The following is a 17,909-nucleotide window of genomic DNA, read 5'->3' as shown; positions in this document are numbered from 1 at the left end:
TCGCGGCATGTCTGAACCCCTTCGTGGCGCTTCGGCGCCATCCTTGCATCCTGCGGTCCGTCTCTGCGAGATCGACAAGCGCTTTGGCGCCGTGCAGGCCAACCGCGGCGTGAGCCTGGCAGTGGCCGAGGGTACGGTGCATGGCATCGTGGGCGAGAACGGCGCCGGCAAGAGCACGTTGATGGCCATCCTCTATGGCTACTACCAGGCGGATGGCGGGCATATCGAGGTGCGTGGCGATCGCGTGTCCATCAGCAATTCGCACCAGGCCATTGCGCTGGGCATCGGCATGGTCCATCAGCATTTCATGCTGGTCGATACGCTCTCCTGCCTCGACAACGTGATGCTCGGCGCCGAGCCCAGCTTCTGGCTGAAACCTGGCGCCAAGACAGTGCGTGCCGGCCTGCAGAAGCTGATGATTGATACCGGCCTGCAAGTGCGGCTCGATGCGCTGGTGGGCGAGCTGCCGGTGGGCGAGCTGCAGCGCCTGGAAATCCTGAAGGCCTTGTACCGCGGCGCCAGGATCCTGATCCTGGATGAACCCACGGCCGTGCTGACGCCGCAGGAAACGCTGCAGCTGTTCGACACGCTGCGCAAGCTGCGCAGCCTGGGTACGACCATCATCATCATCACGCACAAGCTCAAGGAAGTGATGGCCTTGTGCGATGCAGTGACGGTGATGCGCGCGGGTCAGGTCATCAAGACCTGCGCCATAGCCTCCACGAACCCCGAAGACCTTGCCGAAGCCATGGTGGGCCGCAAGGTCAATCTTGGCCGCACCGCCGGCGCGGCCAAGCCGGGCGCTGATCTGCGCTTGTCGGCCGATGGAATTTCGCTGCGCAACGAGCAGGGCGTGGCCGTGCTCTCCGATATCAAGCTGCGACTTCAGGCAGGCGAGATCGTCGGCGTGGCTGGCGTCTCGGGCAATGGCCAGAGCGAGCTGCTGGAAGTGTTGTCGGGCATGCATGCGCCGGACGCCGGCGAGCTGCAACTGGCCGGCCAGAAGTTCACAGCCGCGAACTGGCTCAACCCCAGCCGCGCCCGTGAGCTGAAAGTCGCGCATGTGCCGGAAGACCGCCACCTCTGCGGCATGGTGATGAGCTTCCCCGCCTGGGAGACGGCGGCGCTGGGCTACCAGCAACAGTACGCGTCCAAGCCGCTGGCCTGGGGCATGGACCAGCAACGCATGCGTTCGCTGACCCGCGAGATGCAGGAGCGCTTCGACGTGCGCCCGCGCGACGAGAACCTGGGCTCCAGCAAGTTCTCTGGCGGCAACCAGCAGAAGCTGATCCTGGCCCGCGAGATCGGCCAGGCGCCCATCGTCCTGCTGGTGGGCCAACCCACGCGCGGCGTGGACATCGGCGCCATCGAGTTCATCCACAACCAGTTGCGCGCCTTGCGCGATGCCGGCTGCGCTGTGCTGCTGGTCAGCTCGGAGCTGGACGAAATCCTGGCCCTGGCCGACCGCGTGATCGTGATGAACGGCGGCCGCATCACCGGCGAGCTGGGCATCGATCAGTGTGACGAAAAATCGCTGGGCCTCTTGATGGCGGCCCAGGCGAGCGAAGCCGCGGAGGCCGCTGCATGAGCCATCAAGCCATCTCCTTGCCGCGCTGGATCGACATCGGCCTCCTGCCGATGTGGAACCTGTTCGTGGCGCTGCTCGTCACCGGGGCTGTCGTGGTCCTGATCGGCCAGAGCCCGCTGCAGGCGCTGAGCATGCTCCTGCAAGGTTCGCTCGGCAGCGTGCGCGGTATCGGCTACACGCTGTACTACGCCACCACCTTCATCTTCACCGGCCTCGCGGTGTCGGTTGCTTTTCATGGCGGCTTGTTCAATATCGGTGGTGAAGGCCAGGCCACCTTTGGCGGCCTCGGCGTTGCGCTGATGGCGCTGGCCCTGGGCCCGCTCTTGCCGGCGCCGCTGCTTCTACCGCTGCTGGTGCTGGGCGCTGCGGTGTTCGGCATGGTGTGGGCGGCGATTCCGGCCTATCTGCAGGCCTGGCGCGGCAGCCACATCGTCATCACGACCATCATGTTCAATTTCCTGGCCAGCAGCCTGAACGTCTATCTGCTGGTCAACCACATGCGGCCGAGCGGCAGCATGGCGGTGGAGAGCGCCGAATTCGTCGATGCCGCGCGCATGCCGGCCCTGCACGAGCTGGCTGCGAACTTCGGTGTGGAGCTGCCTTCATCGCCCTTGAACCTGAGCCTGATCCTCGCGCTCCTGGCCAGTGCCTTTGTCTACTGGTTCCTGTGGCGCAGCCGTGCCGGCTATGCCTTGCGTGCCGTCGGCAGCGCGCCGCGCGCCGCCCATTACGCCGGCATCAAGCCGCGCATGCAGGTGCTGCTGGCGATGGGCCTGTCGGGCGCCTTGGCGGGCATGGTCGGCGTGAACGAGATCTCGGGCGTGCAGGGCAAGCTGACGCTGGACTTTGTTGCCGGCGCCGGCTTCACCGGCATCGCCGTGGCATTGATGGGCCGCAACCATCCGGTCGGCATCATCCTGGCCTCGCTGCTGTTCGGCGTGCTGTACCAAGGCGGTGTTGAAGTCGCTTTCGAGATGCCCGGCTTCAGCCGCGAAATGGTGGTGACGGCGCAAGGCCTGATCGTGCTGTTCGCCGGCGCGATGGCCGCGGTGAGCGCGCCCATGTTTGCCAAGCTCTACACGGCGTTCAAGAACAGGAAGAACGGAGCCGCCCATGGATGAAATCCTGATCGGCTCGGTGCTGGGTTCCACGCTGCGCGTGACCACGCCGCTGCTCTTGTGCGCCTTGGCCGGCCTGGTGTCGGAGCGCTCCGGCGTGATCGATATCGGCCTGGAAGGCAAGATGCTTGCGGCGGCCTTTGCAGCAGCGGCCGTCGGTAGCGTCACCCATTCCACCGGCTTCGGCCTGATGGCCGCGATTGCCGTGGCCTGCGTCTTCTCGCTGATCCACGGTTTCGCCTGCGTCACCCATCGCGGTGATCAGGTGGTGTCGGGCGTGGCACTGAACATGGTGGCCGCCGGCCTGACCGTGGTGCTGGGCATCGCCTGGTTCCAGCAGGGCGGGCAAACGCCGCCGGTCGACAGCTCGGTGCGCCTCACCGGTCTGATCCCAGCCTGGAGCGAGCCTGCAGGTGCCGCAGATGCACTGGGCCCCTGGCTCGGCGCCATCATCGGCCATGGTCTTCTGAGCCACAACATCCTCGTCTACCTGGCTTTTGCAGGCGTGGCGGGCGTCTGGTTCTTCCTGCAGCGCACCAAGCCGGGCCTGCGCCTGCGCGCGGTGGGCGAGAACCCGGCCATGGTCGATGCCGCCGGCGTCTCGGTGCCCAAGTTGCGCTATGCGGCGCTGATGATCAATGGCCTGCTGTGCGGCCTGGCCGGCAGCTATCTGGTGCTGGCGCAGAACGCTTCGTTCTCGCCGAACATGACCGCCGGTCGCGGCTTCATCGCCCTAGCCGCCATGATCTTCGGCAAGTGGAAGCCGCTGCCGACGATGTTTGCCTGCCTGCTGTTCGGCTTCCTGGATGCCGTGGCCATCCGCTTGCAAGGCGTATCGCTGCCCGCTGGATTGGGTGGAGGCGAAGTGCCGGTGCAACTAATCCAGGCGCTGCCCTATCTGCTGACGGTGATTCTGCTCGCCGGCTTCATCGGGCAGGCACTCGCGCCCAAGGCGCTGGGCCGCCCCTACGTCAAAGAGCGCTGAAAGAAAGCTGATGTTCGAAATCTCTGACGCGCTGCGGCAGCAACTGCTGGCCGCCTCGCTGGGCGCACGCCAGCATTCGCATTCGCCGTACTCGAAGTACGCCGTCGGCGCTGCCGTGCTGGACGAGCAGGGTCGCATCCACGTGGGTGCCAATATTGAAAACGCCGCCTATCCTCAAGGTTGGTGCGCCGAGACCACGGCCCTGGGCGCGATGCTGATGGCGGGCGGTCGCAGCGTCAAGGCGGTGCTGGTCACCGGCCCGGGCCCCGACATCATCACGCCCTGCGGCGGTTGCCGGCAAAAGCTGCGCGAGTTCGGCGGGCCGGACCTGCTCATCATCGCCGGCGACCCGCGCGGCATCCAGCAGCAATGGACGCTGGACGACCTGCTGCCCTTCAGTTTCGGCCCCGAGCATCTGAAGCTCTGAGCCCACCTTCATCAGGAGAACAAGAATGATCGACAACAAGACCCTCGAACCCAAGATCGCCGAGACCGTGGCCAAGCTGAACTCGCTGTTCGGTGCTGCACCGGCCGTCGCCGTGGTGCTGGGCTCCGGCTGGGCCGGGGCCGTCAGCCATGTGCAGGAAGCCAAGCATCTGGCGTACACCGAGCTGTCGGCTTTCCCGCAGCCCAAGGTCGAAGGCCATGTGAACGAGATCGTCGTCGGCAAGATTGGCGAGCAGGCCGTGGTGATGCTGCGCGGCCGCGCCCACACGTATGAGAGCGGCGACTGCACCGGCATGGCCGGCGCCTTGCGCAGCCTGAAGCGCTGGGGCGTGCAGGTCGTGATCCAGACCAATGCCTCGGGCTCGCTGCGCGCGCACACGCCGCCGGGCAGCCTGATGCTGATTGCCGATCACATCAATGCACCGCAGCGCTCGCCCCTGATCGGCGAAGCCGGCAGCGAGCGTTTCGTGGACATGAGCACGGCCTACGACCTCGAGCTGCGCCAGCACGCCAAGAAGATCGCGCAAGCGCAGAACCTGATGCTGGGCGAGGGCACGTATTGCTGGGCTGTCGGCCCGCAGTTCGAGACGCCGGCCGAGATCCGCATGTTTGCCGCCTGGGGTGCCGACGCCGTGGGCATGAGCACCGTGCCTGAAACCATTCTGGCCCGCCATGCCGGCCTGCGCGTGATGGGCCTCGCCCTGATGACCAATATGGCCGCCGGCCTGTCTGCCGAGGCGTTGACGCATGCGCTGACGCTGCAGCAGGCGCAAGCCTCGGGCGAGCGCGCCTCGTCCTTCCTGGCCGCTGTGATCAGCAGCCTCGCCAAGCTGGAATCGCTGAAGGCCTGATCGTGACAACGCTTGAGCAAGCAGCGCGCCTGGCGCTGCAATGCCTGGACCTGACCAGCCTGAACGACGGCGACACCAGATCCGATATCGAGGCCTTGTGCCGCCGCGCGCAAACGGCGCATGGCTCGGTGGCAGCCGTCTGCGTCTGGCCGCGCTTCGTGGCGCAGGCCCGCTCGCTGCTGCCCCAGACCATCAAGGTCGCGGCCGTGGCCGACTTCCCCGATGGCGAGTTGAACGTCGCCCGCGCGTTGGCCGATATCGAAGCCATCGCGCAAGCCGGTGGCGATGAGGTCGACGTGGTGCTGCCCTACAAGGCCTTGATCGCTGGCGAGGGCAGCGAAGTGGCTGAGTTCCTCTCCGAGGTTCGCCACGCCAGCCGCCCGCTCACCTTGAAGGTGATCATCGAAAGCGGCGAGCTGAAGACGCCCGAGCTGATCGCCGAGGCCACGCGCCTGGCACTGATGGCCGGTGCCGATTTTGTGAAGACCAGCACCGGCAAGACACCGGTCTCGGCCACGCTTGAAGCGGCGGCCGTGATGCTGCACGAGATCCAGGCCAGTGGCCTCGCCAACGCCGGCTTCAAGGCCAGTGGCGGCATCCGGACGGTGGCCGATGCAGCGGCCTATATCGAGCTCGCCGCCGCCAAGCTGGGTGCAGACGCCGTGCAGCCGGGGCGTTTCCGCTTCGGCGCCAGCGGCCTGCTGAACGACATCGAGGCGCAGTTGTCGGGTCAGTCCGCTGCTGCGTCCACTGGCAGTTATTGAAGAAGAGAAAAGCAGGTTGCCCATGCTGGCCCAAGAAATCATCCGCGCCAAGCGCGACGGTCATGCGCTGAACGAGGCGCAGATCCAGAACTTCGTGCGCGGCCTGGTCGATGGCAGTTGGAGCGAAGGCCAGGTGGCGGCACTGGGCATGGCCGTGTTCCTGCGTGGCATGGGTCGCGATGAAGCGGTCGTCTTGACCCGCGCGATGATGAATTCCGGCCGCGTGATGCGCTGGCCCGACATGCCCGGCCCGGTGCTGGACAAACATTCCAGCGGCGGCGTCGGCGACAAGGTCAGCCTGATGCTGGCGCCCATGGTTGCAGCCTGCGGTGGCTATGTGCCGATGATTGCCGGCCGCGGCCTTGGCCACACCGGCGGCACGGTGGACAAGCTCGAAGCCATACCCGGCTATCGTGTCACGCCGCCGCCAGAAGATTTCGACCGCATCGTCCGCACGCTGGGCTGCGCCATCATTGGCCAGACGGGCGACCTGGCCCCGGCTGACAAGCGCTTTTACGCCACGCGCGACGTGACCGCCACGGTTGAGAGCGTGCCGCTGATCACCGCCAGCATCCTCTCCAAGAAGCTGGCCGCCGGCCTCGAGGGGCTGGCCATGGACATCAAGTGCGGCAACGGCGCCTTCTGCGACACCCGCGAGATGGCGCAGGAGCTGGCGGAGAGCATCGTTGCCGTCGGCAGCGGCGCTGGCCTGAAGGTCCGCGCCCTGATCACCGACATGAACGAGGTGCTCGGCTTCGACGCCGGCAACGCGATCGAGATCCGCGAGACGATCGCCTATCTGCGCGGCGAGGCGCGCGAGCCGCGCCTGCATGAGGTGACGCTGGCGCTGTGCGCCGAGATGCTGGTGCTCGGCGGCCTGGCCACCGACACGGCTGCCGCGCGCATCAAGCTGCAGGCTGCATTGGACAGCGGTGCGGCGGCCGAGAAGTTCGCGAAGATGGTGGCCGCACTTGGCGGCCCGGTTGATCTGATGGACAAGCCGGACAACTATCTGGCCAAGGCCTCGGTGATCCTGCCGGTGCCCGCATCGCGTGCCGGTTTCCTGCAGTCGGTCAGCACCCGCGACATCGGCCTGGCGGTCGTCGAGCTTGGCGGTGGCCGTCGCCAGGCCAGCGACAGCATCGACATGAGTGTCGGCTTCAGCAACTTCCGTCATCTCGGTGACCAGCTGGCTGCCGGCGAGCCCATTGCCATGGTGCATGCGGCAGACCAGGCCGCGGCCGAGCGCGCCGTGGCTGTGGTGCAGAAGGCCTGCCTGCTGTCTGACGAGGCCGTGGCTGCCACGCCCATCGTCATGGGTGTGGTTGGCTAAACTGCCGGCCCTGTTTCCGTTTTCGAGTTCCCATGCCTGCCGACCCGTCCGATCAGCCCGTCCCTACCGTCCCGCCTGAGGAGACCGACAAGTCCAAGCATCGTCCGATCAAGAGCTTTGTCGTGCGCCCTGGCCGCATGGGCACGGGCCAGACGCGTGCGCTGGCCGAGCTGGGCCCGCGCTTCGTCTTGCCCTTCAAGCAGGAGCTGGTGAAGCCGGCCGAACTGTTCGGCCGCAGCGCGCCGGTGGTGTTCGAGATCGGCTTCGGCATGGGCGCCGCCACGGCGCAGATCGCCACGACCTTGCCCGATGTCGATTTCATCGGCTGCGAGGTGCACGAGCCCGGCGTGGGCGCGCTCCTGAAGCTGATTGGCGAGCAGAAGCTCGAGAACATCCGAATCTTCCAGCACGACGCCGTCGAGGTGCTGGAGCGCATGATCCAGCCCGGCTCGCTGGCCGGCATGCACATCTTCTTCCCCGACCCGTGGCACAAGAAGCGTCACAACAAGCGCCGGCTGATCCAGGCGCCTTTTGTGGCCAAGCTGGTCAACTACCTGGCGCCCGGCGGCTACCTGCATTGCGCCACCGACTGGGAGCCCTATGCCCAGCAGATGCTCGACGTATTGAGCGCCGAACCGGCCTTGCAGAATACAGCCGAGGCTGGAAGTGCAGGCTTCGCCGAAAAGCCGGCCTACCGCCCGCTGACCAAGTTCGAGAACCGCGGCATCAAGCTGGGCCACGGGGTCTGGGACCTGGTGTTCAAGCGCCGCTGAATCAGGCCGTTGCCGCTGATAGAGTCCGGCCTCATGGCTGAACCCACGCTCCCACTCGCCGGCAGGCATGTCCTGCTGGGCCTCTCCGGCGGCATTGCCTGCTACAAGTCGGCCGAGCTTGTCCGACTCCTCACCAAGGCCGGCGCCAGCGTGCAGGTTGTGATGACCGAGGCGGCCGAGCAGTTCATCACTGCGGTGACGCTGCAGGCGCTCTCCAACCGCCCGGTGCTGACCAGCCAGTGGGATGCGCGCGAGCCCAACAACATGGCGCACATCAATGCCAGCCGCGAAGCGGACGTGATGTTGATCGCGCCGGCAAGTGCCGACTTCATCGCCAAGCTGGCGCAGGGCAGGGCGGACGAGCTGCTGAGCCTGACCGCGCTGGCGCGGCCGATTGAACGCTGCCCCTTGCTGGTGGCTCCTGCGATGAACCGCGAGATGTGGTCGCACCCGGCCACGCAGCGCAATCTGGCGCAGATCGTTGCCGATGGTGCCACCATCCTCGGCCCAGGCAATGGCGACCAGGCCTGCGGCGAAATCGGCGACGGCCGCATGCTGGAAGCGACGGAGCTGCTGGACGAGGTGATTGCCTTTTTCCAGCCCAAGCTGCTGATCGGCAAAAAGCTCTTGATCACGGCGGGTCCGACCTTCGAGGCCATCGATCCGGTGCGCGGCATCACGAATCTCTCCAGCGGAAAGATGGGCTTTGCCATCGCGCGAGCGGCGCGCGAAGCCGGCGCCGAAGTCACGCTGGTGGCGGGCCCGGTGCCCTTGCCGACGCCGCGTGGCGTGCGCCGCATCGATGTGCAATCAGCGCAACAGATGTTTGATGCGGTGCTGCCCAGCGCACCGCGTCATGACGTGTTTGTTGCGACTGCCGCCGTTGCCGACTGGCGGCCGGCGATGAGCGCCGAACACAAGATCAAGAAGGATGGCTCCGGCGCAGCGCCCAGCATTGCGATGACCGAGAACGCCGACATCCTGGCCTCGGTGGCGGCCTTGAAAGATCGCCCCTATTGCGTCGGCTTTGCGGCCGAGAGTCAGGATCTTCTCAAGCACGCCAGCGACAAGCGGCTGCGCAAGAACATACCGCTGATCGTCGGCAATCTCGGCCCGGCCACCTTCGGCCGCGACGACAACGCCTTGCTGCTGATCGATGCCAGCGGTGCCCGCGAAATTCCCCACAATGACAAGCTGAGCCTGGCCCGCGAACTGGTTCGCGAGATCGCCGCTCGACTCTCCACGCAAGTTTCAACCCAATGACGACCATCGACCTGAAAGTGCTCGACGCCCGCATGGCCGAGCCGATTTCCAATTTGCCCGCCTACGCAACCCCCGGCAGCGCCGGCCTGGACCTGCGCGCCTGCCTGGACGAGGCGATTACCCTGGAGTCAGGGCAGACCACGCTGATCCCGACGGGCCTCGCGATTCACATCGGCGACCCGGGCCTGGCCGCCCTCATCCTGCCGCGCTCGGGCCTGGGCCACAAGCATGGCATCGTGCTCGGTAACCTCGTGGGGTTGATCGACAGCGACTACCAGGGGCAACTGATGGTCAGTTGCTGGAACCGGGGCCAGACCCCCTTCGTGATCAACCCGATGGAGCGGATTGCGCAGCTCGTGCTGGTGCCTGTGGTGCAGGCCACGTTCCGCCGCGTCGATGATTTCGACGCGTCAGAACGTGGTGAAGGCGGCTTCGGCTCCACAGGCAAAGCCTGAAAATCCTTAGTGCAACGGCTCGTCGGGAGGCGCGCCGTTCGTCACCAGGCTGAACACCGGCTCGCCGATCGAGCCGGCTTCGAGTTCTTCCTCGGTGGCTTCCCGCACGTCGCGCACCTTCAGGTACATGCGCAGACCGATGCCGGCGAGCGGATGGTTGCCGTCCAGCACCACATGCTCGGGGTAGACCTCGGTGACGGTGTAGATGGCTTCCTGGGGCATGTTCTCGGTGGCGGCGCCTTCGGGCATGCCTTCGAACTGCATGCCGATGGCCACGTTCTCGGGCATCAGCGTGCGTGATTCGAAGCACACGAGGCCCGAGTCGTAGTCGCCAAAGGCGTCTTCGGGTTCCAGGGCCACGCTGGCTTCAAAGCCGGCTTCCTGGCCATCAATGGCTTCTTCGACCTTGGTGAACAGGTCCTGGCCACCATAGAAAAACTCAAGCGGCTCGGCCAGCTCGTCGATCAGCTGACCTTGGGCGTCTTCCAGTCTCCAGCTCAGGGAGACCACGCAGGGGGCGGAAATTTGCATCGCCGGATTGTCTCATTGACGCCGCCCGGCCCGCTGCCTGCACGGCAGAATGCCAACATGGACATCACCGCAAACACCGCGCTGCTGGGCGGCCTCTCTCCCGAGCAGTTCATGCGTCACCACTGGCAAAAACAACCACTGCTGGTGCGACAGGCCCTGCCCGGCGTCGTTCCGCCGGTTGACCGCAGGCAATTGGTCGCGCTGGCCGCCGACGAAGACGTCGAGTCGCGCCTGGTCACCGCCTTCGATGGGCGCTGGGTGCTGAAGCAGGGCCCCACGCCCAAGCTTCCACCTTTCAGCAAGCCGGGCTGGACGTTGCTGGTGCAAGGCCTGGAGCAGCACTCTGGCGCGGCGCGCCAGCTGCTGGACCAGTTCCGCTTCGGCCCCGAGGCGCGGCTGGACGACCTGATGATTTCCTACGCCAGCGATGGCGGCGGCGTCGGCCCGCATTTCGATTCCTACGACGTCTTCCTGATCCAGGTGGCCGGCCGTCGCCGCTGGCGCATCGGCGCGCAGAAGGATGCGGTGATGCGCGAGGACGTGCCGCTGAAGATCATCGCCAATTTCAAGCACGAGCAGGAGTTCGTGCTGGAGGCCGGCGACATGCTCTACCTGCCGCCGGGCTGGGCCCATGACGGTGTGGCCGTGGGAGGCGACTGCATGACCTGCTCGGTCGGCTTCCGCGCGCCCTGGCGTGCCGAACTGGCTCAGGACCTGCTGCAGCGCCTGATGGATGACGAGGACGAGCCGCGTGCCAACCGCATGTATGCCGATCCGAAGCAGGAGGCGACTGTCAATCCGGGTCTGATCCCGACGGCTTTGCAAAACTTTGCACGCGACGCGGCCGAGCGAGCGCTGAGCGAACCACGGGCGCTGGAACGCGCGCTGGGCGAGGCCTTGACCGAGCCCAAGCCGCGTGTGTTCTTCGAGCCTGGCGAGCCGCTGTCCGAGGGCATGGGCGTGCATCTGGACCGCCGCAGCCGCATGCTCTACGACGCCGATCATGTGTTCATCAACGGCGAGTCCTACCGCGCCAGTGGCAAGGACTTCCGGTTGATGCGTCAATTGGCCGACAGCCGCGAACTCGCCGCGCGCGAGGTGGCGGGCCTGTCCGAAGGCGCACTCGACCTGCTGGCGCAATGGTGCGACGACGGCTGGGTGCAAGCGCTCTGAAGCTGGATGACTTGCAAGGGCACAAGACGATGGAAATGGGCATCTTCACCGGCCGTGAGAGCTTTGTAGCCGCACTGCGGGAGGGCCTGGCCCGTGCCGAGCAACAGGGCGCGCGCGAGCTCTGCTGGCTGGACGCGGACTTCCTTAACTGGCCCCTGTCCGAGCCGGCCGTGCTGGACCTGCTGACGGCCTGGGCCAGGCCGCATCGCCGCCTGCGCATCCTCGCACCGCAGTTTGAATCCCTTCAGCAGCGCCATCCTCGTTTTGTCCTATGGCGCCGCACCTGGAGTCATGTGATCACAGCCGGTTCTTTCGAAGCCGAGCTGCTTAGCGGGGCCGAGCTGGTAGGCCTGATGCTGGCGCCTGGTGCTGCTTGTGTGCGCCTGTTCGATGCCGAGAATTGGCGCGGTGCGATCAGCGCACCGATGGCTGGAGTTCGCAGCGATGAGCTGCTCAGTCGGCAGTGGTTTGATGCAATTGAGCAACGTTCAAGCGACTCCTTTGCCGCCAGCACCTTGGGACTTTAAGGTCGTGCCAAAAACAACCGCTACAATCGCCGGCTAGGTGTTGGAAGCGCTCGCGGTTTCCATGCCTTGCTCTTGGAAGTGCCGGTTGCGCGAGTCGCCGGCATTTCGAAAATTACCGGTAATTAGTTCTTCGTCAATCAGATCTGAGGAAAAGTGATGAAAAAGTCGATCCTGTTGGCCTCCCTGCTGGCTGCTGTTGCCCTGACCGCTTGCGGCAAGAAGGAAGAAGCCGCTCCTGCACCGGCTCCTGCCGCTGCACCGGCTCCTGCTGCTTCGGAAGTCGCTTCGGCTCCGGCCATGGAAGCTTCGGCTCCTGCTGCTGACGCCGCTTCGGCTGCCGCCAGCAAGTAATCGGTCCTCCGATCACTGCGAAAGCCGCTTGGCGCAAGCCAGGCGGCTTTTGTCATTCTGGGGCCGCTGATTCAGATCCGGCTCAACCGACCTCGAACCACTCGGTGCCCTCGGCCTGATCCGCCACTGCCAGCCGCGCGCCGCCAATCACCGGCTGAAGCGCGGCCCGCGCCAGTTCGGGGCGGTTGTTTTGAGCGCTCAAATGCGCTGCAACCACCTGACCGAGGCCGGCATGCTGGCAGAGCCGCAAGATCTCGGCCGCCGTCTCATTGCTCAGGTGGCCGTGGCTGCCCAGGATGCGCCGCTTCAGCGAGGCCGGATAGCTGGAGGCGCGCAGCAGCGCCTCATCATGGTTGCACTCCAGCAGCAGGGCATCGCAGCGTTGCAGCGCTGACAGCAACTGCGGTGCGGCCGAGCCCACATCGGTCAGCACGCCCAGGTGGCGCTGTCCGTCGCTGCAGCGCAATTGCAGCGGCTCCTCGGCATCGTGCGGCACGGTGAATGGCTGCAGTTCGATATCGCCCAGGGCCAGCGTCTCGCCGTCCTTGGTGAGGTGAAGCAGGCTGGTGTCGAAATCCTCCCGACCCACGGCGCGCCAGGTACCGCGGCTCATCCACAGCGGAATGCGCCAGCGCTGCGCATAGCCCAGCGCGCAACCGATGTGGTCGCCATGCTCGTGTGTGATGAAGATGGCGGTGAGCTCCGATGCCGTGCTGCCGGCGCGCTCCAGGCGCCGGTTCAGCTCGCGCTGGCTGAAGCCGCAATCGACCAGGATCTGCGTGCTGGTGATGCCCTGGCTGGCTTCGATCAGCGTGGCGTTGCCACCGCTGCCGCTGCCCAGACTTCGAAAACGCATGCTTCACCCAGTCCTGACAGCCATCAGTTGGGCAGGAGCCAGCCTGGCGCCGCTTCTTCAACCGTCAGACCGCGGCCGGGAAGCACCACGTTGACAGGCACAAGGCCTGCCGCTGCCGGCGCCGTGACCTGCGGTTCGAGTGATTTGCGCGCCAGGTCCTGCAACTGCTCCCAGTGGGCTTGTGTCATCGGATCCTTGGCGCTTCGCTGGGCGGCGGCCGCGAACTGGCGCTCCAGCGCGCGGAGTTCGGCACGGGCCTCGGTCCGGCCTTCGTCGATGTTCAGCAGGTTGCCCAGCTGCTCCACATAGATCCGGTGCAGGCGGCGGCGCAATGGCGTCGGTGCGGCCTGGGTGGGTGCAAGCTCGCTGAGGATGGTCTGGCGCAGATCAGCCAGCAGCAAGGGCAGGCGGTAGGCCTTGTCACCGAGCATCAGCTCCTGGTCCTGCAAGCGTGCCAGCCGTGTGCGGTCCAGCAGGGTCCGCAGAGCGCCCCGCTGGTTGGCGATCAGCCTTGCAGTCGGCTCCTGCGGCGGCAGGCGCTCGATGATGCCGGGCTCGAACAGCCATTGCGGCGTGGTGAACAGCTGTTCGGCCAGGAAGCGCAGTGCGCTCGACTGGCGCTTGCGATCCAGGGCCTGGAAGGTGCTGCCGGCCTGCTCGCCGTGCTTGTTCTGGGTTTCATAGCCGCCGACGATATTCACCACGTGGACCAGCTCCAGCGTCCATTGGTTCCAGAGCGCTTCGTAAAGATTGGACAGCGTCTGGTCGTCTTCGCCTGCTTGCAACGCCATGCCTGGCAGGCGCTTGACGATGCGTTGCAGGTTCTTCATGCCAAGGCCGGAAGCGGTCACCGCATCGGCATCGCCCACGGCCTCCAGGTTTTCGCCGGCATCGCCGCTGCGGTTCGGTGAGGTGAAGCGCAGCCAGGGCTTGCTGTCCTGCTCGCGCAGCCAGGCGTTCAGTGTGACGCGCTCGTCTTCCGGCGTGGCCGCCTGGGGCAGCGGGGTGTAGCCCCAGCGCGCGGCGAAGAGGTCATAAGGGCCGACCTTGGGGATCAGCAGCGCGGGCTCGATCTTGTCTTCCGGCTGGGCCAGGTAGTTGAAGCGGCTGTAATCCATGATCGAGGCGACATGGCCCATCTGCTTCAGCCAGGCCGGGTCGCGCAGCTTGTCCACGGGGTACAGCGAGCTCGACTTCATGTTGTGCGGAAAGCCTAGTGCATGGCCCACTTCATGGCTGACGACATAGGCCATCAGATCGCCCATGAGATCGTCCGGCAGGGGCAGCTTGTGCGCCCGTGCATCGACCGCACCTGCCTGCACCACGTACCAATTGCGCTGCAGCTGCATGATGTTGTGGAACAGCACGACATTGCCGTTGAGGATTTCGCCGCTGCGGGGGTCGGAGATGGTCTGGCTGTAGGCGTTGGACGCGGCCGACGGCACCCAGCGGACGATGTTGTAGCGCACGTCCTCGGCATCAAACTCCGGGTCCTGTTCCTTGGTCGGGAAGGGTCGGGCCTCGATGGCGTTCTTGAAGCCTGCCGCTTCGAAGGCGATGTTCCAGGCCTCAACGCCACGCTTGATGTGCGGCAGCAGCCATTCGGGCGTGGCCTTGTCCAGGTACCAGACCAGGGGCTTGACCGGTTCGCTGAGCTCGGCGGCCGGGTCTTTCTTTTCGAGGCGCCAGCGTGTGATCAGGCGCTGCGGCTTGACGGCATGAGCGCTGCCGACGAAGTCGACGCGGCGCACGTCATCGAAGCCGATGCGGTCGTCCGCCAGTCGAGGTCGCATCGGCTCCTTGGGCAGGCGCACCAGGTTGTAGGCGACGTTCACAGTGCCGCTGCGAGCCGGCGCTGCAGTGGGCTGCATCGGCAGGCCGGGCATGGCTGGCGTGGCGCCAAAGCTGTAGGTGTGGATCGCGTCGACCCGGACGCTCTCGGCAAAGGCCTTGAACTGCTCGATCTGGCTGCGGCCGCTGTCCAGACCGCCAGCGCGCAGGGCGCTGCGGGTGGCGAATTCGCCCCATTCGCTGATGAAGAGCCGGCTCACGTCGATCACCGGCGCGCCCGACTTGGCATAGGCCTCGACGGGCAGCGTCAGGAGGATTGTTTCGCGCTGCGAATCCTGCACCGCACCGGCCAGGCCCTGGCCGGCCGGGCTCACGAAGGCATGCGAGACACCCTGGAGCGAGACCTTGTTGTTCTTCAGCTGGAAGCTCAGCAACTGCTGGTTCAGCGTGCGGCCCACATGTTCCACGCCGGCGGGCACAGCGGTGGCCGTGGCCACCAGCAGGAGCGGCTGGCCCAGCAGCGGCTTGGGAATTTCAAAGTACAGCTTGCCCTTGACCATGTGGACGGTCAGCAGGCCGCGCTGCGTGCTGGCGTCCGCCGTGATCACGCGCTCGTAGGGGCGTGGGTCGCCCGGCGCGCCACCCATGGCTGCGGCCATCGCTGCCATGGCTGCGAGGTTGGCCACAGCCGGGTTGGTCTGGCCGGCTGGCGCTGTCGGTGTGGGCGCCGAGGCGGGCGGGGTCGGCGGCAGAACCTGCGCGGCGACCATCGAACTGGCCAGCCCCAGGCAGGCGGCGGCATTCTTGAGATGGTGCTTCATCATGATGATTTTGTTCCCCCTGAGCGAAATGGAAGCAGCGCGATGACCAGCGCTGGTCCTGAATGGAAAACGGCGGCGCGGTGCAATCACCGGGCCGCCGTCATTCACCGAGGACGCTGTCCGATACTCAGCGCAGATCGTCCATCAGCAGGCCGAGGATGCGCTTGGCGTTTTCGTTGGTCTGCTGCTGGCCCTTGTCGTCCAGCACCATCACCGTGCTCTTCTCGCCTTCGGACTTGACCGAGACGCGATAGCGCGAGGCGGTCGAATCCTTGGCGCCGAACAGGCGGGCGAAGAAGCCGGCTTCTTCCTTGCCGACCATATTGGGGTCGGCATAGCGCAGGAAGAACAAGCCTTGGCTGCGGTCGCGGTCTTCGATCGTGAAGCCATGGCGGTCCAGCGACTGGCCGACACGGCGCCAGGCGCGATCAAAACCTTCGGCAACCTGCAACTGGTTCGGCACTTCGCTCAGCGGCCGGCGAGCGGCGCCCGGCAGCAGTGCGTCAGCCGGCGTGGCCACTGCAGATGCCGCTGCGGTCACTGTTGCCGCGGCAACCTTCGCCTGCTCCTGCTTGCCACCCAGGCGCAGCATCAGGCGCGAAATCATTTCGGCTTCCAGCGACGGGTCGCTCGGACGTGCCTGCCAGGCAGTGCTCTTGTCCTCGGAGCTGGAGTTGTAGACCTCCTGCATGCCGCGATGCGTCACGCGCACCTCGGTGCCGCCCTTGGCAGCGCGCTCCAGGCGGATGCGGTACTTGTCGCGCTCACCGGTGGAGTACATGCCATCGATCAGCCAGCCCAGGCTCTTGCGGATGAAGTCCTGCGGCAGCTTGGCACGGTTCTCGTTCCAGCTGGTTTCCATCACGCCGGTGTCAGGCTGCTCGACCGAGATCTCGAAGCCCTGGTCCAGCCAGAAGCCGCGCACCAGGGGCCACAGCTGCTCGGGCGTTTGCGGGCTGAACAGCCAGCGGTCGCTGCCGTTTCGCTCGACCTTGAGCTCGCCAATGCTGCTCAAGGCCACCTTGTCTGCGCTCGGGGCTGCGACGGCGGCGTTTTGCTGGCGCTGTTGCATGGCCGAGGCGCTGATGGTGCCGCCCGGGCCCATCTGGCTGCGCGCATCGCGGGCCAGCTGGGTCAGGTCCGGTGGCACGTCCAGACCGGTGGTCTGGCGGGCGCCGGTGCGGTAGTCGACCTTGTCATTGGAGACCAGGCCGGAGAAAGCACTGCAGGCGCTCAGAGCTGCAACGGCCAGCGCCAGCGTCGAAAGACGCAGCGCCTGCTTGGAAACTTGGTGGTAACGAATCACGCTTGGAATCTCCGCGGCCTAGTGCCGGGTCAGGATGAGGGTGCGATTAGAGCAGAGAAACAAGCCCGTTCTTTTCAGAGCAGGCCGGCCTCTTGCATCGCCTGCTCGACGCTGGCCTGTCCGGCCGGCGTGAGCTCGGTGATAGGCAGGCGCAGCGACTGGCCGCAACGGCCCAGGCGCGACAGCGCCCATTTCGTGGGTGCGGGGCTCGGTTCGCAGAACAATTGCTTGTGCAGCGACAGCAGCTGGAAGTGGATGCGGGTGGCTTCGCGCACATTGCCGGCGAGGGCCGCCTTGCAGAGTTCGCTCATCGCCCGCGGCGCGACGTTGGCGGTGACGCTGACATTGCCATGACCGCCCAGCAGCATCAGGGCAATCGCCGTGCCATCGTCGCCGGAATAGACCGAGAAGCCTTGCGGTGCGTTCTTGATCAGCCAGGCGGCGCGCTCGATGTTGCCGGTGGCTTCCTTGACACCGAACACGCCGGGCAGTGCGGCGCAGCGCAGCGTGGTCTCGGGCGCCATATCGGCCACGGTGCGGCCAGGCACGTTGTACAACATCATCGGGATGTCGACGGCCTCGGCGATGGCCTTGTAGTGCTGGTAGATGCCTTCCTGCGAAGGCTTGTTGTAGTAGGGCACGACCGACAGCGTGGCGTCGGCGCCCACCTGCTTGGCGTAGTGCGAGAGCTCGATGGCCTCGGCCGTGTTGTTCGCGCCGGTGCCGGCCAGGATGGGCACTCGGCCCTTGGCATGCTCGACGGCGATGCGGATCACCTCGCGGTTCTCCTCCATGCTCACCGTGGGCGACTCGCCGGTGGTGCCGACGACGCAGATGCAGTTCGTGCCTTCGGTGATATGCCAGTCAATGAGGCCACGCAGCGCGGGCACGTCAATGCTGCCGTCCTCGCGCATCGGCGTGATCAGCGCGACGATGCTGCCAACAATCGGTTCCATGGGAGAAATTCCTGTCAATT

The 17,909-nt window shown here is 65.9% G+C and carries 18 protein-coding genes; 13 read left to right on the top strand and 5 right to left on the bottom strand.

Annotation, left to right across the window (positions count from 1 at the left end; genetic code table 11):
- Nucleotides 1-7: 7 nt before the first annotated feature.
- From ABT392_RS09215 to dut, 10 genes are read left to right on the top strand one after another with little or no spacing between them, the layout of a single operon-like run.
- Nucleotides 8-1,588: an ABC transporter ATP-binding protein gene (locus ABT392_RS09215; protein WP_395385952.1), complete on the top strand. Its 1,581-nt coding sequence runs from the start codon at nucleotides 8-10 to the stop codon at nucleotides 1,586-1,588.
- A complete protein-coding gene (locus ABT392_RS09210; RefSeq protein WP_395385953.1) occupies nucleotides 1,585-2,709 on the top strand; it encodes an ABC transporter permease in 1,125 nt (374 codons plus the stop codon). The genes ABT392_RS09215 and ABT392_RS09210 overlap by 4 nt, the downstream gene beginning before the upstream one ends.
- Nucleotides 2,702-3,691, top strand: a complete 990-nt coding sequence (locus tag ABT392_RS09205) for an ABC transporter permease (RefSeq protein ID WP_334275561.1) — start codon at nucleotides 2,702-2,704, stop codon at nucleotides 3,689-3,691. Before ABT392_RS09210 ends, ABT392_RS09205 begins: the two co-directional genes overlap by 8 nt.
- A gap of 10 nt (nucleotides 3,692-3,701) precedes the next feature.
- Nucleotides 3,702-4,118, top strand: coding sequence for a cytidine deaminase (gene cdd, locus ABT392_RS09200; RefSeq protein WP_395385954.1), 417 nt, complete (start codon nucleotides 3,702-3,704; stop codon nucleotides 4,116-4,118).
- Nucleotides 4,119-4,143: 25 nt separating this feature from the next.
- Nucleotides 4,144-4,989, top strand: coding sequence for a purine-nucleoside phosphorylase (locus ABT392_RS09195; protein WP_334275558.1), 846 nt, complete (start codon nucleotides 4,144-4,146; stop codon nucleotides 4,987-4,989).
- 2 nt (nucleotides 4,990-4,991) lie between these two features.
- The gene (deoC, locus tag ABT392_RS09190; protein ID WP_395385955.1) at nucleotides 4,992-5,753 is read left to right on the top strand and encodes a deoxyribose-phosphate aldolase; all 762 of its coding nucleotides are present in this window, start codon (nucleotides 4,992-4,994) and stop codon (nucleotides 5,751-5,753) included.
- Between the two features lie 22 nt (nucleotides 5,754-5,775).
- The gene (gene deoA, locus ABT392_RS09185) at nucleotides 5,776-7,086 is read left to right on the top strand and encodes a thymidine phosphorylase (protein WP_395385956.1); all 1,311 of its coding nucleotides are present in this window, start codon (nucleotides 5,776-5,778) and stop codon (nucleotides 7,084-7,086) included.
- 32 nt (nucleotides 7,087-7,118) lie between these two features.
- Nucleotides 7,119-7,859 carry a tRNA (guanosine(46)-N7)-methyltransferase TrmB gene (trmB, locus tag ABT392_RS09180; protein ID WP_395385957.1) on the top strand — a complete coding sequence of 247 codons (741 nt, stop codon included), beginning with the start codon at nucleotides 7,119-7,121 and terminating at the stop codon, nucleotides 7,857-7,859.
- 33 nt (nucleotides 7,860-7,892) lie between these two features.
- On the top strand, nucleotides 7,893-9,122 hold the full coding sequence (coaBC, locus tag ABT392_RS09175) for a bifunctional phosphopantothenoylcysteine decarboxylase/phosphopantothenate--cysteine ligase CoaBC (protein ID WP_395385958.1): 1,230 nt from the start codon (nucleotides 7,893-7,895) through the stop codon (nucleotides 9,120-9,122).
- Nucleotides 9,119-9,577 (top strand): dUTP diphosphatase, encoded by a 459-nt coding sequence (gene dut / locus ABT392_RS09170; RefSeq protein WP_395385959.1) that lies wholly within the window; start codon nucleotides 9,119-9,121, stop codon nucleotides 9,575-9,577. The genes coaBC and dut overlap by 4 nt, the downstream gene beginning before the upstream one ends.
- Nucleotides 9,578-9,583: 6 nt before the next feature.
- On the opposite strand, the gene ABT392_RS09165 is transcribed toward dut, so the two are convergent.
- The gene (locus ABT392_RS09165) at nucleotides 9,584-10,108 is read right to left on the bottom strand and encodes an FKBP-type peptidyl-prolyl cis-trans isomerase (protein ID WP_334275552.1); all 525 of its coding nucleotides are present in this window, start codon (nucleotides 10,106-10,108) and stop codon (nucleotides 9,584-9,586) included.
- Nucleotides 10,109-10,165: 57 nt separating this feature from the next.
- Here ABT392_RS09165 and ABT392_RS09160 point away from each other — a divergent pair, with 57 nt between their 5' ends.
- From ABT392_RS09160 to ABT392_RS09150, 3 genes are all read left to right on the top strand, one after another.
- Nucleotides 10,166-11,281, top strand: coding sequence for a JmjC domain-containing protein (locus tag ABT392_RS09160; RefSeq protein ID WP_395385960.1), 1,116 nt, complete (start codon nucleotides 10,166-10,168; stop codon nucleotides 11,279-11,281).
- 29 nt (nucleotides 11,282-11,310) lie between these two features.
- Complete coding sequence (locus ABT392_RS09155) at nucleotides 11,311-11,808, top strand: hypothetical protein (RefSeq protein WP_464970957.1); 498 nt, start codon at nucleotides 11,311-11,313, stop codon at nucleotides 11,806-11,808.
- Nucleotides 11,809-11,964: 156 nt separating this feature from the next.
- The gene (locus tag ABT392_RS09150) at nucleotides 11,965-12,159 is read left to right on the top strand and encodes a hypothetical protein (RefSeq protein ID WP_334275549.1); all 195 of its coding nucleotides are present in this window, start codon (nucleotides 11,965-11,967) and stop codon (nucleotides 12,157-12,159) included.
- Nucleotides 12,160-12,241: 82 nt separating this feature from the next.
- Here the strand turns inward: ABT392_RS09150 and ABT392_RS09145 are convergent, their stop codons facing one another.
- From ABT392_RS09145 to dapA, 4 genes are all read right to left on the bottom strand, one after another.
- A complete protein-coding gene (locus ABT392_RS09145; protein WP_334275548.1) occupies nucleotides 12,242-13,015 on the bottom strand; it encodes an MBL fold metallo-hydrolase in 774 nt (257 codons plus the stop codon).
- A gap of 23 nt (nucleotides 13,016-13,038) precedes the next feature.
- Nucleotides 13,039-15,630: a zinc-dependent metalloprotease gene (locus ABT392_RS09140; protein WP_395385962.1), complete on the bottom strand. Its 2,592-nt coding sequence runs from the start codon at nucleotides 15,628-15,630 to the stop codon at nucleotides 13,039-13,041.
- Nucleotides 15,631-15,754: 124 nt separating this feature from the next.
- Nucleotides 15,755-16,933 carry an outer membrane protein assembly factor BamC gene (gene bamC / locus ABT392_RS09135; RefSeq protein ID WP_334275546.1) on the bottom strand — a complete coding sequence of 393 codons (1,179 nt, stop codon included), beginning with the start codon at nucleotides 16,931-16,933 and terminating at the stop codon, nucleotides 15,755-15,757.
- Nucleotides 16,934-17,007: 74 nt separating this feature from the next.
- Complete coding sequence (gene dapA / locus ABT392_RS09130; protein ID WP_334275545.1) at nucleotides 17,008-17,889, bottom strand: 4-hydroxy-tetrahydrodipicolinate synthase; 882 nt, start codon at nucleotides 17,887-17,889, stop codon at nucleotides 17,008-17,010.
- Nucleotides 17,890-17,909: the final 20 nt, after the last annotated feature.

It is taken from the genome of Paucibacter sp. JuS9, from assembly GCF_044043925.2.
Lineage (GTDB): Bacteria > Pseudomonadota > Gammaproteobacteria > Burkholderiales > Burkholderiaceae_C > JAUASW01.
The sequence above is the reverse complement of the archived record's forward strand: the minus strand, read 5'-3'. Positions and strand labels throughout refer to the sequence as shown.

What these genes read in the sequence shown, in the direction of transcription:
- ABT392_RS09215 (WP_395385952.1), top strand. Translation starts at nt 8, where the DNA reads ATGTCTGAACCCCTTCGTGGCGCTTCGGCGCCATCCTTGCATCCTGCG.
- ABT392_RS09210 (WP_395385953.1), top strand. Translation starts at nt 1,585, where the DNA reads ATGAGCCATCAAGCCATCTCCTTGCCGCGCTGGATCGACATCGGCCTC.
- ABT392_RS09205 (WP_334275561.1), top strand. Translation starts at nt 2,702, where the DNA reads ATGGATGAAATCCTGATCGGCTCGGTGCTGGGTTCCACGCTGCGCGTG.
- cdd (WP_395385954.1), top strand. Translation starts at nt 3,702, where the DNA reads ATGTTCGAAATCTCTGACGCGCTGCGGCAGCAACTGCTGGCCGCCTCG.
- ABT392_RS09195 (WP_334275558.1), top strand. Translation starts at nt 4,144, where the DNA reads ATGATCGACAACAAGACCCTCGAACCCAAGATCGCCGAGACCGTGGCC.
- deoA (WP_395385956.1), top strand. Translation starts at nt 5,776, where the DNA reads ATGCTGGCCCAAGAAATCATCCGCGCCAAGCGCGACGGTCATGCGCTG.
- trmB (WP_395385957.1), top strand. Translation starts at nt 7,119, where the DNA reads ATGCCTGCCGACCCGTCCGATCAGCCCGTCCCTACCGTCCCGCCTGAG.
- coaBC (WP_395385958.1), top strand. Translation starts at nt 7,893, where the DNA reads ATGGCTGAACCCACGCTCCCACTCGCCGGCAGGCATGTCCTGCTGGGC.
- dut (WP_395385959.1), top strand. Translation starts at nt 9,119, where the DNA reads ATGACGACCATCGACCTGAAAGTGCTCGACGCCCGCATGGCCGAGCCG.
- ABT392_RS09165 (WP_334275552.1), bottom strand. Translation starts at nt 10,108, where the DNA reads ATGCAAATTTCCGCCCCCTGCGTGGTCTCCCTGAGCTGGAGACTGGAA.
- ABT392_RS09160 (WP_395385960.1), top strand. Translation starts at nt 10,166, where the DNA reads ATGGACATCACCGCAAACACCGCGCTGCTGGGCGGCCTCTCTCCCGAG.
- ABT392_RS09155 (WP_464970957.1), top strand. Translation starts at nt 11,311, where the DNA reads ATGGAAATGGGCATCTTCACCGGCCGTGAGAGCTTTGTAGCCGCACTG.
- ABT392_RS09150 (WP_334275549.1), top strand. Translation starts at nt 11,965, where the DNA reads ATGAAAAAGTCGATCCTGTTGGCCTCCCTGCTGGCTGCTGTTGCCCTG.
- ABT392_RS09145 (WP_334275548.1), bottom strand. Translation starts at nt 13,015, where the DNA reads ATGCGTTTTCGAAGTCTGGGCAGCGGCAGCGGTGGCAACGCCACGCTG.
- ABT392_RS09140 (WP_395385962.1), bottom strand. Translation starts at nt 15,630, where the DNA reads ATGATGAAGCACCATCTCAAGAATGCCGCCGCCTGCCTGGGGCTGGCC.
- dapA (WP_334275545.1), bottom strand. Translation starts at nt 17,889, where the DNA reads ATGGAACCGATTGTTGGCAGCATCGTCGCGCTGATCACGCCGATGCGC.